The sequence below is a fragment of the Pinisolibacter sp. DMC100 genome (assembly GCF_056313705.1).
Map to the genome: position 1 here is coordinate 434,190 of NZ_JBQUZT010000001.1, position 16,229 is coordinate 450,418.

Here is a 16,229-nt window from a genome sequence, read left to right on the forward strand (position 1 = left end):
CGTCAAACCTTTCGCAACGCCTGCCGGCGATGATCGCGGCAGGCACGCCGAAGACGGCGGCGCGCCGGTCGCGCGACGACGTTGCCCACGGCTCAAGCCCGTGGCCGCGTGGGACCCGACCTGGACCCTCTTCGCGGCGGACCAGCGATGATCGACACCCCTCCCGGATCGGCCCGAGCCGACGCCTCGCCGAAGGTCCGCCACGGCCACCTCCGTCACGCCGGCTTCGTGCTCCTGGCGATCGCGCTGGCGACCGTCGCCGCCGTCGCCGATGCCGAATTCGCCCGCGATCTGGTCATCGTCGCCGCCGTCGTCGCCGCGCTCGCGGTGATCGTCGACCGCCTCAACCCGGTCGCCGAGACCCCCACCGAGGCCGTCACCCCCGCGACGCCGTCCGCCGACCCGGTCGATGCCGACGCCCGCGCCCATTTCCTGACGCTCGCCGCCCACGAGATCCGCACGCCGTTGACCGGCATCCTCGGCCTCGCCGACCTGCTCGGCGAGACGAGCCTGACGGCCGAACAGACGGCCTATGTCCGCGCGCTGCGCTCCTCCGGCACCGCGCTGCTCGGTCTGGTCGACGGCTATCTCGACCTCTCCCGCCTCGAGGCCGGCCATGTCGAGCCGCGCCCGGTGCCGACCGCGCTCGAGGCGGTGGTCGAGGAGGTGGTCGAACTGCTGGCGCCGCCCTGTCAGGCCAAGGGGCTGGAACTGGTCGGCCATGTCGCCTTCTCCGCCTCCGCCCCCGTGGCGGTCGATCCGCTGCTGCTGCGCCAGGTGCTGATCAACCTCGCCGGCAATGCGGTGAAGTTCACCGAGACCGGCGGCGTCGCCATCGAGGTCGAGCGGGTCGAGGAGGGCGTGCTGTTCCGCGTCCGCGACACCGGCATCGGCATCGATCCGGCCGAGGCCTCGCGCATCTTCGACGCCTGGGCGCGCGTCGAGGCCGAGGGCGAACCGGCGCGCGGCGGCACCGGTCTGGGCCTCGCCATCGCCCGCGGCATCGTCGACCGCATGGGCGGACGCATCGCCCTCGCCTCGCGGCCGGGCGAAGGCTCGACCTTCTCCTTCGTGCTCGATCTCCCCGCCGTCGGCCCCGCCGCCGAACCCGAACGGCCGTTGCGCGGCCGCCGCGTCGCCCTCGTCTCGCGCGCCGGCGTCGAGCCGCCGCTGCTGGTGCGCCGGCTCCATGCGCTCGGCGCCGAGGCCTGGCTGGTCGAGGACGTCGCCGCTCTCGGCGGTCGTGACGGCTTCGACGTCGTGCTGGTCGACGCCCACGGCGGGGTCGATCCCGCCGCCGTGCTCGAAGACCTGCGGGCGAGCGGCATCGCCGCCCCCGCGGTGGTCATGGTGCCGCCGACCGGTCGCTCGGCGCTGCCCGGCCTGCGCGCCGCCGGCTTCGCCGCCCATCTCGTCCGCCCGGTCCGCGCCGCCTCGCTCGTCCGTGTCGTAGCCCTCGCCCTCGAGGATCGCGGCCGCGCGACCGTGCGCCATCAGGCCTCGCCCGCGACCTCCGGCTTCGACGTGCTGCTGGTCGACGACAACGAGATCAACGCGCTGCTCGGCCGCGCCGCGCTCGAACACGCCGGCCACCGGGTGACCGTCGCCGGCGAGGGCGCCGCCGCCGTCGACCGGGCCGAACGTGCCCGCGCCGAGGGCCACCCCTTCGACGTCGTGCTGATGGACCTCCACATGCCCGGCCTCGACGGCTTCGCCGCCATCCGCTCGCTGCGCGCCGGCGAACCGGAGGAGGGCCCGCGCGCCCTCGTCGTGGCGCTGACCGCCGACGCCACCCCGGCCGCCGCCGAACGTGCCGCCGCCGCCGGTGCCGACGCCACCATGGTCAAGCCGATCGATCGCGATCGGCTCGCCGCCCTGTTCGACCGTCGCGCCGCTTCCCTCGCCGGGCGCCGCGCCGCCGGCTGAGCCGGACCGTCATCGATCCTTCGCGGAACCGTCACGCCGGTGTTGCCCCGGCGTGGTCAGACGACAACATGCCGACGGACCGGCGCGCGCTGGTCGACGTCGGGCATGCTCCGTCTCGATAGGGTCGCCCATGTTCCGCGCCTCCGCCTCCACGGCTTCGCCCATTCCGCTGCTCGGCCGCATCGGCGCTCCCCGCCGCCTGCCCGCCGGTCGCATCGACGTGCTGCCGGGCATCGGTCTGCCGCTGCCGCTCGGGCCGCTCGGCGGCATGCGCGGCCAGGCGCCGCTCGGCCGCATCGGCAGCCTCGAGGCGCGCCTCGCCCGCACCGTCGGCGAAGTGAAGCGGGCGCAGGAACTGCGCTACCGCGTCTTCTACGAGGAAATGTCGGCGGTGCCCGACATGTGGACGTCGATGACCCGCCGCGACGCCGACGACTTCGACGCCATCTGCGACCACATCCTGGTGCTCGACCACGACGCGCCCGAGTCCAAGCCCTTCGGCAAGACCCGCCCGCGCATCGTCGGCACCTACCGCGTGCTGCGCCGCTCGGTCGCCGAGCGCCACGACGGCTTCTATTCGGCCGGCGAATTCGACGTCCAGCCGCTGCTCGACGCCCGCGCCGACCTCGAGTTCCTGGAGCTCGGCCGCTCCTGCGTGCTGCCGCAGTGGCGCGCCAAGCGGACGCTCGAACTGCTGTGGCAGGCGATCTGGGTCTATGTCCGTCGTCACCGCATCGACGCGATGATCGGCTGCGCCAGCCTCGAGGGCACCGACCCGTCGCGCCTCGCCCTGCCGCTGTCCTTCCTGCATCACCACTTCGCCGCCGGTGCCGACTGGACCGTCCGCGCGCTTCCCGAGCGCTACGTGACGATGGACCGTCTGTCGAAGGAGGCGATCGACCCGCGCGGCGCCATGCGCTCGCTGCCGCCGCTGCTCAAGGGCTACCTCAAGCTCGGCGCCAAGATCGGCGAGGGCGCGGTGATCGACCACCAGTTCGGCACGACGGACGTCTTCGTCATCATGCCGGTGGCCGAGATCGCCAAGCGCTGGGTCGACTTCTTCGACGTCGCCCAGCCGGCGGCCTGAGGGCCGCGAAAGCACGGGAGGCGAGGGCGCTCAGCCCTCGGCCTCGATCTCCTTCGCCCGCGCCTTCAGCCGATAGAGCGCGTCGAGCGCGGCGCGCGGGGTGAGGTCGTCGGGATCGATCTCGGCGATCGCCTCGAGCAGCGCCGCGAGCCGCCCGTCGTCCTGCGCGGGCTCGGGTTCCGGCGCGGCGGCCGGTTTCATCGCCGAGAACAGCGGCAGCTCGTCGACGAAGGCGTCTCGGCGGCCGCGGCGATCCTGCTCCTCCAGCTGACGCAGCACCGCCTTGGCGCGCTCGATCACCTTGGGCGGCAGGCCGGCGAGACGCGCCACCTGAATGCCGTAGGAGCGGTCGGCGGCGCCGGCGACGATCTCGTGCAGGAAGACGACGTCGCCCTTCCATTCCCGGACCGCCGAGGTGACGTTGGCAATGCGCGGCAGGCGCTCGGCCAGCGTCGTCAGCTCGTGATAGTGGGTGGCGAAGAGGGCGCGGCAGCGGTTGACCGCGTTCAGGTGCTCGATCGTCGCCCAGGCGATCGACAGGCCGTCGAAGGTGGCGGTGCCGCGGCCGATCTCGTCGAGGATGACGAGGGCGTTGCGGCCGGCCTGATTGAGGATCGCGGCGGTCTCGACCATCTCGACCATGAAGGTCGAACGGCCGCGCGCCAGATCGTCGGCGGCGCCGACGCGGCTGAAGAGCTTGTCGACGACGCCGATCCGCGCGGCCCGCGCCGGCACGAAGGCGCCGATCTGGGCGAGCAGCACGATCAGCGCGTTCTGGCGCAGGAAGGTCGACTTGCCGCCCATGTTGGGCCCGGTGACGATGACGAGCCGGCCCTCGCCCTCCGAGGCGCGCGGACCGAGATCGCAGTCGTTGGCGACGAAGGGCTCGCCGGTCGTCGTCCTGAGCGCCTGTTCGACCACCGGATGGCGGCCGCCCTCGATGCGGAAGGCGAGGCTCTCCTCGACCACCGGGCGCACCCAGCCCTCGGCATCGGCGATCTCGGCGAGACCGGCCGCGACGTCGAGGATCGCCAGCGCTTCCGCCGCAGCGCGGATCGCCGGCTCGGCGGCGAGCACCCGCCGCGTCAGATCCTCGAAGATTTCGCCCTCGATGCCGAGCGCCCGCTCGCCGGCCGACGCGATCTTCGCCTCGAGGCCGGAGAGTTCGACGGTCGAGAAGCGCACGGCGTTGGCGAGCGTCTGGCGATGGACGAAGCGCTCGACATGCGGCGGCTGCGTCAGCTTCTCGGCATGGGCCGGGGTGGTGTCGACGAAGAAGCCGAGCACGTTGTTGTGGCGGATCTTCAGCGACTTGATGCCGGTCGCGGCGACGTAGTCGCCTTCCAGCCGGGCGATCAGCCGCCGGCTGTCGGCCGAGAGCTCGCGCGCCTCGTCGAGGGGGATCGACCAGCCGGTCCGCACGAAACCGCCGTCGCGCCTGAGCAGCGGCGGCTCGTCGACCAGCGCCGTCGCCAGCACGTCGGCGAGATCCTGCGGCGCCTCGAGTGCGGCGTCGCGGGCGCGGGCGAGCTCTTCCGGCAGGACGGCGAGCCGGGCGAGCGCCCCGCCGATCGTCCCGGCGGCGACGAGGCCGCGGCCGATCGCGGCGAGATCGCGCGGGCCGCCGCGCTGCAGCGCCAGCCGGCCGAGCGGCCGCAGCATGTCGGGCGCGGTCGAGAGCGCCTCGCGCAGCTGGCGGCGGAAGGTCGCGTCGTCGACCAGGAAGGCGACCGCGTCGGCCCGCCGGCCGATCACCGCGACCGCGGTCGAGGGACCGGCCAGCCGTTCGGCGAGGAGGCGCTGGCCGTTCGGCGTCACGGTCCGGTCGATGGCGGCGATGAGCGAGCCGCGCCGCTCGCCCGAGAGCGTGCGCATGATCTCGAGATTGGCCCGCGTGCCGGGATCGATCGCCAGGATGCCGCCGGCATCCTCCTCGCGCCGCGGCGGCTCGAGCCGCGCCTTCATGCCGACCTGGGTCTTCTCGACATAGGCGACGACGCCGGAAATGGCCGAGAGTTCGGCACGCTCGAAGCGGCCGAAGCCGTCGAGGGCGGCGACCTCGAAATAGGCGGCGATGCGCGCCTCCGCCGTCGCCGCGTCGAAGAGCGCCGCCGAGACCGGGGTCAGCGCGATCTTCTCGCGCCGGATCAGCGGCTTCAGCGTCTCGTCCTCGAACAGCTTCTCGGCCAGCACGATCTCGCGCGGATCGATGCGGGCGATCTCGGCGGCGAGCCGGCCGGTGTCGACGCAGGTCACCCGGAACGAGCCCGACGAGATGTCGACGCGCGCCAGCCCCCAGCGCGCCGTCTCGGCGTCGCCGCCGGTGCGGGCGATCGCGAGGAGATGGTTGGCGGTGCCGGCGTCGAGCAGGCTGTCCTCGGTGATCGTGCCGGGCGTCACGAGGCGGACGACGTCGCGCCGGACGACCGACTTGGCACCGCGCTTCTTCGCCTCCGCCGGATCCTCGAGCTGCTCGCAGACCGCGACGCGGAAGCCGAGGGCGATCAGGCGCTGGAGATATTCGTCGGCGCGGTGGATCGGCACGCCGCACATCGGGATGTCCTCGCCGAGGTGCTTGCCGCGCTTGGTCAGCACGATGCCGAGCGCACGGGAGGCCTCCTCGGCGTCGCCGAAGAACAGCTCGTAGAAGTCGCCCATCCGGTAGAACAGCAGGCTGTCCGGATTGGCCGCCTTGATCTCCAGGAACTGCTCCATGACGGGCGTCGGGCGCTGGTCGGCATCGCGGGACGAGGTGTCGGTCATGGCGCTGAGGGCTCGGCGGCAGGGGAGGGCGACGGGCGAGGATCGGGCGAAGATAGCCGATGCGATCCCCCGCCGCGACCGCTTCGCCGCCGCCGACCGAGGCTGTCCACCGCCGCATCGCGAAAACAACCGATTTTTGCGGCGATCACGACGAAAAGCGGGGTGTTTTCGGCCCCGCGCCGCCTTGACGCGGTGCCGTCGGGGGATAAGGTCGCCGTCCCCCGACTTTTGCGCGGAGCCCGACGGGACCCATCGTCCCGAGGGTTTCACGTGGAACCCGCACCGAAGCAAGAGGCGGCGCCTCGACCCGCCCCCGGAGTGACAGATGGACTCGAACGAGAAGCCCGCGACCAAGACCGGTCGCCTCGCCGTCACCGATCAGGAAGCCCTGCAGTTCCACGCACAGGGCAAGCCGGGCAAGCTCGAGATCGTACCCACCAAGCCGATGGCGACCCAGCGCGACCTCGCGCTCGCCTATTCGCCGGGCGTCGCGGTGCCGGTGCGCGCCATCGCCGAGGACCCGTCCAAGGCCTACGACTACACCTCCAAGGGCAACCTCGTCGCCGTCATCTCCAACGGCACGGCGATCCTCGGCCTCGGCAATCTCGGCGCGCTGGCGTCGAAGCCGGTGATGGAGGGCAAGTCGGTTCTGTTCAAGCGCTTCGCCGACGTCGATTCGATCGACCTCGAGGTGGAGACCGAGGACGTCGAGGAATTCATCGCCGCGGTGCGCTATCTCGGCCCGTCCTTCGGCGGCATCAACCTCGAGGACATCAAGGCGCCCGAGTGCTTCATGATCGAGAGCCGTCTGCGCGAGCTGATGGACATCCCGGTCTTCCACGACGACCAGCACGGCACCGCGATCATCTCGGCGGCGGGCATCATCAACGCCCTGCACCTGACCGGCCGCGACATTTCCGAAGCGGTCCTCGTCTGCAACGGTGCCGGCGCCGCCGGCATCGCCTGCATCGAGCTGATCAAGGCGATGGGTTTCCGCCACGAGAACGTCATCCTCTGCGACACCAAGGGCGTGGTCTGGAAGGGCCGCACCGAGGGCATGAACCAGTGGAAGTCGGCCCATGCGGTGGAGACCGAGAAGCGGTCGCTCGCCGAGGCGGTCGCCGGTGCCGACATCTTCTTCGGTCTGTCCGCCAAGGGCGCGCTGACCCCCGAGATGGTCGCCTCGATGGCGCCGAACCCGATCATCTTCGCCATGGCCAACCCCGATCCGGAGATCACCCCGGAAGAGGTGGCGGCGGTGCGCGACGACGCGATCGTCGCCACCGGCCGGTCGGACTATCCCAACCAGGTCAACAACGTCCTCGGCTTCCCCTACATCTTCCGCGGTGCCCTCGACGTGCGGGCGCGGACGATCAACGAGGACATGAAGATCGCCGCGGCCAAGGCGATCGCCCAGCTCGCCCGCGAGGACGTGCCGGACGAGGTGGCGGCCGCCTATCGCGGCGTGCGGCCGAAGTTCGGCCCGCAGTACATCATCCCGGTGCCCTTCGACCCGCGCCTGATCTCCGAGATCCCGGTGGCGGTGGCGCAGGCGGCGATGGAATCGGGCGTCGCCCGTCGGCCGATCGTCGACATGGTCGCCTATCGCCAGCAGCTCTCGGCGCGCCGCGATCCGGTCGCCGGCACGCTCCAGCGCATCTTCTCCAAGATCAAGGCCAAGCCGAAGCGGGTGGTCTTCGCCGAGGGCGAGGAAGAGCCGGTGATCCGTGCCGCCGCCTCCTTCGTCAACCAGGGTCTCGGCACCGCCATTCTGGTCGGTCGCGAGGACCGCATCGCCGAGACGGCGGAGACCGCCGGCCTCGAGCTGCCGGACGGCGTCGAGATCGTCAACGTCGCGACCTCGCCGCGCATCAAGGCCTATACCGATCACCTCTACGAACGGCAGCAGCGGTCGGGCTTCCTCCAGCGCGACTGCGCCCGAGTCATCCTCGACCGCAACTACTTCGCCTCGTCGATGGTGGCGCTGGGCGATGCCGACGCCATGGTGTCGGGCACGACGCGCCACTTCACCACGGTGCTCAACGACGTTCGCCGCGTCATCGACGCGCGGCCGAACCATCGCGCCATCGGCCTGTCGCTGGTGCTCGCCCGCGGCCGCACCGTGATGATCGCCGACACCTCGATCACCGAGCTGCCGACCGGCGAGGAACTGGCGGACATCGCCGAGGAGGCGGCGGGCGCCGCCCGTCGTCTCGGCTACGAGCCGCGCGTCGCCTTCCTCGCCTATTCGAACTTCGGTCAGCCGCCGGGCGTGCGCACGGCGTCGGTGAAGGAGGCGGTCGAAATCCTCGATCGCCGCCGCGTCGACTTCGAATACGAGGGCGAGATGTCGGCCGACGTGGCGCTCGACCCGGCCAAGATGGCGGCCTATCCCTTCTGTCGCCTGAAGGGCCCGGCCAACGTGCTGGTCATGCCGGCGATCCACGCCGCGACCATCGTCACCGGCATGCTGCGCATCCTCGGCGGCTCGACGGTGATCGGCCCGCTGCTGGTCGGTCTCGACAAGTCGGTGCAGATCGTCCCTCTCGGCGCCCGCGACAGCGACCTCGTCAACATGGCTGCACTGGCGGCGTATGACATCAATGGGTGAGGTCCGGTCTCATCCTCGCGGGTCTCCGCGAGGATGAGACGAAGAGCCCCGGTGGGGCTCTTCGAGGGCCGAACGCCCGATGCGTCTCGCATCGGGCCGGAACCGCCGCACTCGCGGGCCGCAGGTCGTATCGGCTTTCGTCTCGAATCGTGTCCAATTCGTTTCCACGCGCCTTGACGGGGCGGAATCGGCGTTGATAACGTCGCCGACGCCGGCCGTGACGCGTGTCCACCGGTGCATCCGGCCGGGGCCGGTCGGACGGGGACGGGTTTCGACATGGACCGATCGGTCGTTTGCGCCGACGCGGCGATCGCCGGCGAAGATCACTTGGCGGAACGGGCGCACGCGCTCCTCGCCGACCCGGCCTTCCCCGAAGCCGTCGCCGCATTCACCGTCTCGATGAACCGCTTTCGCCGCGAAGGTCGGGGGCCGCTCAACAAGCTGCTCGGCCGCGACATCCGGTTTCGGGTGGTCAACCTCTGCTTCTGCCTCCACGTCCGCGGCATCCTCGTCGGATCGGAACGCGGCGCCTCCTTCGGCGAGATGGTGGCGGCGACCCGCCGTACCCTCGGCGGCAGCCCGCGCGTGGTGCGCACCACGCTCGACATGATGCGCCGAATGGGTCTCGTCGACGTCGAGGCCGGTCGCGCCGATCGCCGCGTCTCGATCTTCGTGCCCACCCCGCTGCTGATGGCGACGGTACGGGCCTGGCTCGCCGGGGTGATGACCCATCTCGACCTGCTCGAGCCGGGCGCGCGTCGCGCCGAGCGCCTCGCCGCCGAACCCGGCTTCGTCGAACACGTCGCCGTCGCCATGGGCGAGGCCTTCCTCGGCGGAGAGCCGCTGACCGGCCGGGTGCCGGAACTCGCCTGCTTCTTCCACCACGAATGCGGCTGGCCGGTCCTCAACACGGTCGTCGCCCATGCCCGCGAAGACCAGCCGCTGCCGACCCTCGGCGTCCTCTCCGAGACCTACGGCCTGACCAAGTCGCAGGTCGCCAACGTCGTGACGCTGGCCGTCGAGAACGGCTTCCTCGTCCGCGACGCCGCCGGCCGTGCGACGGTCACGTCCGCCCTCACCGTCGCCTACGACCGCTGGGCGGCGATCTTCTTCGCCTTCATGCTGACGGTCTCCGACACGACGCGCCCGCCTGCCGACCCGGAACTCGAGGACGCCCTCGCGGCGCTTCGCCGCGGGGCTTGAGACGGAAACGAAAGAGGCGACCCGAAGGTCGCCTCTCGAACGTCTCGTGTGCGTGCCGCTCAGTGACCGGCCGAGCCGCTCTTCGAACCGAACAGGCCACCGCCGGTCAGCGCGATCACGAAGGCGAACATGACGGCGACGCCGGTGAGCGCACCGATGATGAGGGCCGGATAACCGAAGATCACGGTGGCGACGATCCAGACGAGCGTGGCGACGACGGCGCCGATGAAGAGCTGAAGCACGAAAAATCCTCCGCGGGATGCGACGATGGGCGAGAGCGGGTAGACCATTCGGACGATCACGCCCGGTCCCCGTCTCGCGCCCTCGGTGGAAACCCGTAGGGCGGACCTAGATAGGGTAATACGTAGTTGGACGTAAACCCCTTCCGATGTCGCATGCCGCGCAACGAGGCATTCCGGTGTGATCGGCGATGGAAAAGCCTCGCGCGCCGTGGCAAAGGTGTCACATCGACGAGGGCCGCGAAGCGGCCGTCTCGCGTCGACACGAGGAGCGCCGCCTGCCGATGACCGCATCCCGGATGTTCGAGGGCCTGATCGATTCCGCCGACCTGCGCCGCCGCCTCACCGCGCTGGTCGCCGACGGCGCCGACGGCGGCAATCCGCAGGTTCGTTCCAAGGTCCTGGCGATCCTCAAGGAAGCGCGGCTCGAGTCGCGCGCGAAGATCCAGACGCTGCTGATGGAGGACCGCCGCGGCGTGCTCTGCGCCGAACGGATCTCCCATGTCCAGGACGAGCTGATCCGCGTGGTCTACGACTTCGCCGTCGCCCACGTCTATCCGGTCAAGAACCCGTCCTCGGCCGAGCGCCTGTCGGTCGCCGCGGTCGGCGGCTACGGCCGCGCCACGCTGGCGCCGGGCTCCGACATCGATCTGCTGTTCCTGCTGCCCTACAAGCAGACGCCCTGGGGCGAGAGCGTCGTCGAATACATCCTCTACATGCTGTGGGACCTCGGCCTGAAGGTCGGTCACGCCACCCGCAACGTCGACGAATGCATCCGCCTGTCGCGCTCCGACCTGACCATCCGCACGGCGATCCTCGAGGCGCGTTGGATCTGGGGCGACCGGCCGCTCTACGACGATCTGGAGAAGCGCTTCGACGCCGAGGTGGTCCAGGGCACCGGCCGCGACTACATCGCGGCGAAGCTCGCCGAGCGCGACGACCGTCACAAGCGCCAGGGCATGAGCCGCTATCTGGTCGAGCCCAACATCAAGGAGGGCAAGGGGGGCCTGCGCGATCTGCAGACGCTGTTCTGGATCGCCAAGTACTTCTATCGCGTCAAGGATGCTCGCGAACTGGTCGGCGAGGGCGTCTTCTCGCAGTCGGAATATCGCCGTTTCGAGCGCTGCGACGACTTCCTGTGGGGCATCCGCTGCCACATGCACTTCGCCACCAACCGGGCCGAGGAGCGGCTCTCCTTCGACCTCCAGCGCGAAATCGCCGGCCGCCTCGGCTATGTCGACAAGGGCGGCCTGCGCGCCGTCGAGCGCTTCATGAAGCACTACTTCCTGGTGGCCAAGGACGTCGGCGACCTGACGCTGATCTTCTGCTCGGCACTCGAGGAGGAACACGTCAAGCAGACCCCGGCGCTCAACCGCCTGCTCGGCCGCTTCACCCGTCGCCGCAAGCCCAAGACCGGCGACGGCGAGCCCTTCGCGGTCGACAACCGCCGCATCAACGTCGCCGACGACGGTGTCTTCGCCCGCGATCCCGTCAACCTGATCCGCATCTTCCACGAGGCCGACCGCAACAACCTCGACTTCCATCCGGATGCGCTGCGCCTGCTGACGCGGTCGCTGACGCTGATCGACGAGGCCATCCGCGCCGACGAGACCGCCAATCGCCTCTTCATCGACATCGTCGCCTCGCGCCATTCGCCCGAACGCATCCTGAGGCGGATGAACGAGACCGGCGTGCTCGGCCGCTTCGTGCCGGAGTTCGGCAAGGTCGTGGCGATGATGCAGTTCAACATGTATCACCACTACACCGTCGACGAGCACCTGCTGCGGACGCTGGGCGAGCTCTCGGCGTTGGAGAACGGCACGCTGGCCGAGGAATGCCCGCTCGCCACCGAGCTCTTCCCCGGCATCCAGAATCGCAAGGTGATCTACCTCGCGACCTTCCTGCACGACATCGCCAAGGGTCGGCCCGAGGACCACTCGCTCTACGGTGCCAAGATCGCCCGCAAGGTCGGCCCGCGCTTCGGCCTCTCCGCCGCGGAGACCGAGACCGTCGCCTGGCTGGTCGAGAACCATCTGGTGATGAGCTCGGTGGCGCAGGGCCGCGATCTCAACGATCGCCGCACCATCGAGACCTTCGCCGAGATCGTCCAGTCGCCCGAGCGCCTGCGCCTGCTCCTCTGCCTGACGGTCGCCGACATCCGCGCCGTCGGACCCGGCGTCTTCAACGGCTGGAAGGGGCAGCTCCTCCGGACGCTCTACTACGAGACCGAGCCCTATCTCGCCGGCGGCCATTCGCAGATCACCCGCGACCAGCGCGTCGCCGCCGCCAAGCACGAGCTCTGCGACCGGCTCGTCGGCTGGAGCGAGATCGAGAAACAGGCCTATGTCGAGCGCCACTATGCGCCCTACTGGCTGCGCGTCGACGTCGCCCGCAAGGTCGAGCACGCCAACTTCATCCGCGAGGCGACGCAGGGGCGCAAGCACCTCGCCACCTCGGTCATGCCGCACGTCTTCGAGGGCGTCACCGAGATCACCGTTCTCGCCGACGACCATCCCCGCCTGCTCTCGGCCATCGCCGGTGCCTGCGCCGTGGCCGGCGCCAACATCGTCGACGCCCAGATCTACACGACCACCGACGGTCTGGCGCTCGACACGATCTTCGTCGGCCGCGAGTTCACCGACGACGTCGACGAACGCCGCCGCGGCCAGCGCATCACCGCGCTGATCGAGAAGACGTTGACCGGCGCCGAACGCCTGCCCGAACAGGTCGAGCAGAAGAAGGGCGCCGCCAAGGGTCGCCTCAAGGCCTTCCAGATCCCGACCGACGTCATGGTCAACAACGCCTGGTCGGATCGCTTCACGGTGATCGAGGTCTCCGGCCTCGACCGGCCGGGTCTGCTCTTCGACCTGACGCGGGCGATCTCGGATCTCAACCTCAACATCGCCTCGGCCCATGTCGCGACCTTCGGCGAGCGCGCGGTCGACGTCTTCTACGTGACCGATCTGATCGGCCACAAGGTCGAGAACCGGTCGCGCGAGAAGACCATCCGCGAACACCTCGTGCGCGCCTTCGACGGCACGCCCCGGGAGACCAGCCGCAAGCCCGCCGCCTGACGTCGGCATCCGGGGTGCCGAGCATGAGACTGCTGCGCAATGCCCTCGGCGTCGGCGCCGCGACGCTGGCGAGCCGGATCCTCGGCTTCCTGCGCGACGGCATGCTCGCCGCCGTGCTCGGCACCGGGCCGGTGGCCGACGCCTTCGTGGTGGCGCTGCGCCTGCCCAATCTCTTCCGCCGGCTCTTCGCCGAGGGCGCCTTCGCCGCCGCCTTCGTGCCGGGCTACATCGCCGTGCGCGAGGCCGAGGGCCGCGCCGCCGCCCGCCGCTTCGCCGGCGCCGCGGCACTGCTGCTGGTCGCGACCGTGGCGGTGATCACCGTCGCGGTCTGGGTCTTCACCGAACCGGTGGTGCGGCTGCTGGCGCCCGGCTACGGCGCCGATGCCGACAAGCTCGCCCTGACGGTGACGCTGACCCGCCTCGCCTTCCCCTATCTCGTCGGCATCACCGTCGTCGCCCTGCTCGGTGGCGTCCTGGCGGCCGACAGGCGTTTCATGGCGGCGGCCTTCGCGCCGATCCTCTTCAACCTGCTGCTGCTCGTCGCGATGATCGTCGTGCTGGTGGTCGGCCGCCACGACGCCGTCTTCGCCGGCCGACTGCTCGCCACCACCGTGGCGGTGGCCGGTCTCGCCCAGGCGGCTTTCCTCGTCGCCGCCACCGGACGGGCCGGGGCCCTGCCGCTGCCGGCGCGGCCGCGCGCCGATCCGGCGATGCGACGGCTCGCCCGCGCCTTCGCACCGGGTCTCGTCGCCGGCGGCTTCGCCGAGATCGGCATCGTCGTCGGCACGATGATCGCCTCGGGCGAACCCGGCGCCGTCTCCTGGCTCTACTATGCCGATCGGCTCTACCAGCTGCCGCTCGGCCTCGTCGGCATCGCCGTCGGGCAGGTGCTGCTGCCCGAGATCGCCGAGGAGGCCGGCCGTCCCGGCGACGGCGTCCACGTGGTGCAGAGCCGCGCCTTCGAATTCGCCCTGGCGCTGGCGCTGCCCGCCGCCTTCGGTCTGGTGCTGCTCGCCCATCCGATCGTCTCGGCGCTGTTCGAGCGCGGCGCCTTCTCGGCGAACGACGCCCGCGAGGCCGCCCGCGCACTCGCCGCCTATTCGCTCGGCCTGCCGGCCTTCGTGGCGATCCGCCTGTTCTCCGCCGCCCATTGGGGTCGCGGCGACACCCGCACGCCGATGATCCACGGCGTCGTCGCGGTCGGTCTCAACGTCGCGCTGTCGCTCGCCCTCCTGCCGCTGATCGGCTGGGTGGCGGTCGCATGGAGCACGGCGGCCTCGGCCTGGCTCAATGCCGGCCTGCTCGCCGCCGCGCTCTTTCGTCGCGACCACTGGCGCCTCGACGCCGCCGCCCGTCGCCGCCTGCCGCGCATTCTCGCCGCGGCGCTGGGCATGGCCGCGGTGGTCGGGCTCGCCCGCCTCTTCGTCGTCGATCCGGCCTTTGCGAGCGGCGGAACGGTGCTGCGGCTGACGGCGGTCGGTGCCGCGATCCTCGCCGGCATCGCCGTCCACGGCCTCCTCCTGTGGGCGACCGGGGCGGTCGATCCGCGCGTCTTCACCCGCCGTCCCGCCGCGGCTCCGGCGCCGACGCCGGTGGGATCGGCGACTTGCGAGGCGCCGACGGATCGCGCATAACGCCGCCCGAGGCCGCCTCCCCGTCCACAGGGGTTCGGGTCCGAGCCTCTGAGGATCCAAAATGACCGAAGCGATTCCCGCCGCCTTCGAACCGCGCGTGTTCTCCGGCGTCCAGCCGACCGGCAATCTCCATCTCGGCAACTATCTCGGCGCCATCGTGAAGTTCGTCGCGCTGCAGAAGACCCATCCCTGCGTCTACTGCGTCGTCGACATGCACGCGATCACCGTCTGGCAGAACCCGGCCGAGCTCCAGCGCTCGATCCGCGAGGTGACCGCCGCCTTCATCGCCGCCGGCATCGACCCGAAGACGCAGATCGTCTTCAACCAGAGCCGCGTCCACCAGCACGCCGAACTCGCCTGGGTCTTCAACTGCATCGCTCGCCTCGGCTGGATGAACCGCATGACGCAGTTCAAGGAGAAGGCCGGCAAGGACCGCGAGAACGCCTCGCTCGGTCTCTACGCCTATCCCAGCCTGATGGCCGCCGACATCCTGCTCTACCGCGCCACCCACGTGCCGGTCGGCGAGGACCAGAAGCAGCATCTCGAGCTCACCCGCGACATCGCCCAGAAGTTCGACAACGACTATGCCGAGCGCATCGCCGAGCTCGGTCTGGGTCCGAAGTTCTTCCCCCTGCCCGAGCCGATCATCCAGGGTCCGGCGACCCGCGTGATGTCCTTGCGCGACGGCACCAAGAAGATGTCGAAGTCGGATCCCTCCGACCTCAGCCGCATCAACCTGACCGACGACCGCGACGCCATCGCCCAGAAGCTCAGGAAGGCCAAGACCGATCCCGAGCCGCTGCCGAGCGAGGTCGAGGGCCTGAAGGAGCGTCCCGAGGCCGACAACCTCGTCGGCATCTACGCCGCGCTCGCCGGCACCACGGCGGCCGACGTGCTGGCCCAGTACGGCGGATCGCAGTTCTCGGCCTTCAAGGCGGCGCTGACCGACCTCGCGGTCGACAAGCTCGGCCCGGTCGGCGGCGAGATGAAGCGCCTGGTCGCCGATCCGGCCTACATCGACGGCGTCTTGAGGGAGGGCGGCGAACGCGCCTCCGCCATCGCCCGCCCGGTGATGGACGCGGTCAAGGACATCGTCGGCCTCCTGCGCTGAGAAACGAAACGGCGAGGGCGACGATCTGCCGAGATCGCCCGCCCTTGCCACCGCGGCCCGCGCCGTGGCAGCCTCGCACCATGGTCCTCGCTCGCCGCTCGCACGAAGCCGGTCACCGGCGCAAGTTCCTGGTCGTCGTCGACGACACGGACGAATGCGACCGTGCGGTCGTCTTCGCCGCCCTGCGCGCCGCCCATACCGACGGGGCGGTGGTGCTGCTCCATGTCGTCGAGGACGCCGACTTCCGCGGCTTCCTCGGCGTCGAACAGGTGATGCGCGCCGAAGCCGAAGCCGAGGCGAGGGCGGTGCTCGATCGGGTCGCCGCCCGCATTCGCGCCATGTCGGGGCTCGAGGCCGAACAGGTCGTCCGCTTCGGCGGCCGCGCCGGCGAGGTGCAAGGACTGATCGACGCCGACGAGGACATCGCCGTGCTGGTGCTCGCCGCCGGCACCGGATCGGAGGGCCCCGGCCCGCTGGTCACCGCGATCGGACGGGCCTCCGGTTCCTTCCCCGTGCCCGTCACCATCGTCCCCGGCCACCTCTCCGACGAGGACATCGCCGCCATCGCGTGATTCTCCTCG

10 protein-coding genes are annotated in these 16,229 nt (G+C 70.7%); 8 read left to right on the forward strand and 2 right to left on the reverse strand.

The window, feature by feature from the left end; all coding sequences use genetic code 11:
- Nucleotides 1-147: 147 nt before the first annotated feature.
- Nucleotides 148-1,926 carry an ATP-binding protein gene (locus ACT541_RS02110; protein ID WP_476133904.1) on the forward strand — a complete coding sequence of 593 codons (1,779 nt, stop codon included), beginning with the start codon at nucleotides 148-150 and terminating at the stop codon, nucleotides 1,924-1,926.
- 130 nt (nucleotides 1,927-2,056) lie between these two features.
- On the forward strand, nucleotides 2,057-3,013 hold the full coding sequence (olsB, locus tag ACT541_RS02115; RefSeq protein ID WP_476133906.1) for a l-ornithine N(alpha)-acyltransferase: 957 nt from the start codon (nucleotides 2,057-2,059) through the stop codon (nucleotides 3,011-3,013).
- A 30-nt stretch (nucleotides 3,014-3,043) separates the two neighbouring features.
- Here the strand turns inward: olsB and mutS are convergent, their stop codons facing one another.
- A complete protein-coding gene (gene mutS / locus ACT541_RS02120) occupies nucleotides 3,044-5,776 on the reverse strand; it encodes a DNA mismatch repair protein MutS (RefSeq protein WP_476133908.1) in 2,733 nt (910 codons plus the stop codon).
- A 325-nt stretch (nucleotides 5,777-6,101) separates the two neighbouring features.
- On the opposite strand from mutS, the gene ACT541_RS02125 reads away from it, so the two are divergent.
- A complete protein-coding gene (locus tag ACT541_RS02125; RefSeq protein WP_476133910.1) occupies nucleotides 6,102-8,387 on the forward strand; it encodes an NADP-dependent malic enzyme in 2,286 nt (761 codons plus the stop codon).
- Between the two features lie 276 nt (nucleotides 8,388-8,663).
- Entirely contained in the window at nucleotides 8,664-9,590 is a 927-nt protein-coding gene (locus ACT541_RS02130; protein ID WP_476133912.1) for a hypothetical protein, read from the forward strand.
- A 59-nt stretch (nucleotides 9,591-9,649) separates the two neighbouring features.
- On the opposite strand, the gene ACT541_RS02135 is transcribed toward ACT541_RS02130, so the two are convergent.
- The gene (locus ACT541_RS02135) at nucleotides 9,650-9,832 is read right to left on the reverse strand and encodes a hypothetical protein (RefSeq protein ID WP_476133914.1); all 183 of its coding nucleotides are present in this window, start codon (nucleotides 9,830-9,832) and stop codon (nucleotides 9,650-9,652) included.
- 281 nt (nucleotides 9,833-10,113) lie between these two features.
- Between ACT541_RS02135 and ACT541_RS02140 the strand changes: the two genes are divergently transcribed.
- The 4 genes from ACT541_RS02140 to ACT541_RS02155 all read left to right on the forward strand — a co-directional run bounded on the left by ACT541_RS02140 (nucleotide 10,114) and on the right by ACT541_RS02155 (nucleotide 16,220).
- A complete protein-coding gene (locus tag ACT541_RS02140) occupies nucleotides 10,114-12,903 on the forward strand; it encodes a [protein-PII] uridylyltransferase (protein WP_476133915.1) in 2,790 nt (929 codons plus the stop codon).
- Nucleotides 12,904-12,926: 23 nt separating this feature from the next.
- Nucleotides 12,927-14,537 (forward strand): murein biosynthesis integral membrane protein MurJ, encoded by a 1,611-nt coding sequence (gene murJ / locus ACT541_RS02145; protein WP_476133917.1) that lies wholly within the window; start codon nucleotides 12,927-12,929, stop codon nucleotides 14,535-14,537.
- A 61-nt stretch (nucleotides 14,538-14,598) separates the two neighbouring features.
- Complete coding sequence (gene trpS, locus ACT541_RS02150; RefSeq protein ID WP_476133919.1) at nucleotides 14,599-15,648, forward strand: tryptophan--tRNA ligase; 1,050 nt, start codon at nucleotides 14,599-14,601, stop codon at nucleotides 15,646-15,648.
- Between the two features lie 80 nt (nucleotides 15,649-15,728).
- Nucleotides 15,729-16,220 carry a universal stress protein gene (locus ACT541_RS02155; protein WP_476133921.1) on the forward strand — a complete coding sequence of 164 codons (492 nt, stop codon included), beginning with the start codon at nucleotides 15,729-15,731 and terminating at the stop codon, nucleotides 16,218-16,220.
- The last annotated feature ends 9 nt before the right edge of the window (nucleotides 16,221-16,229 follow it).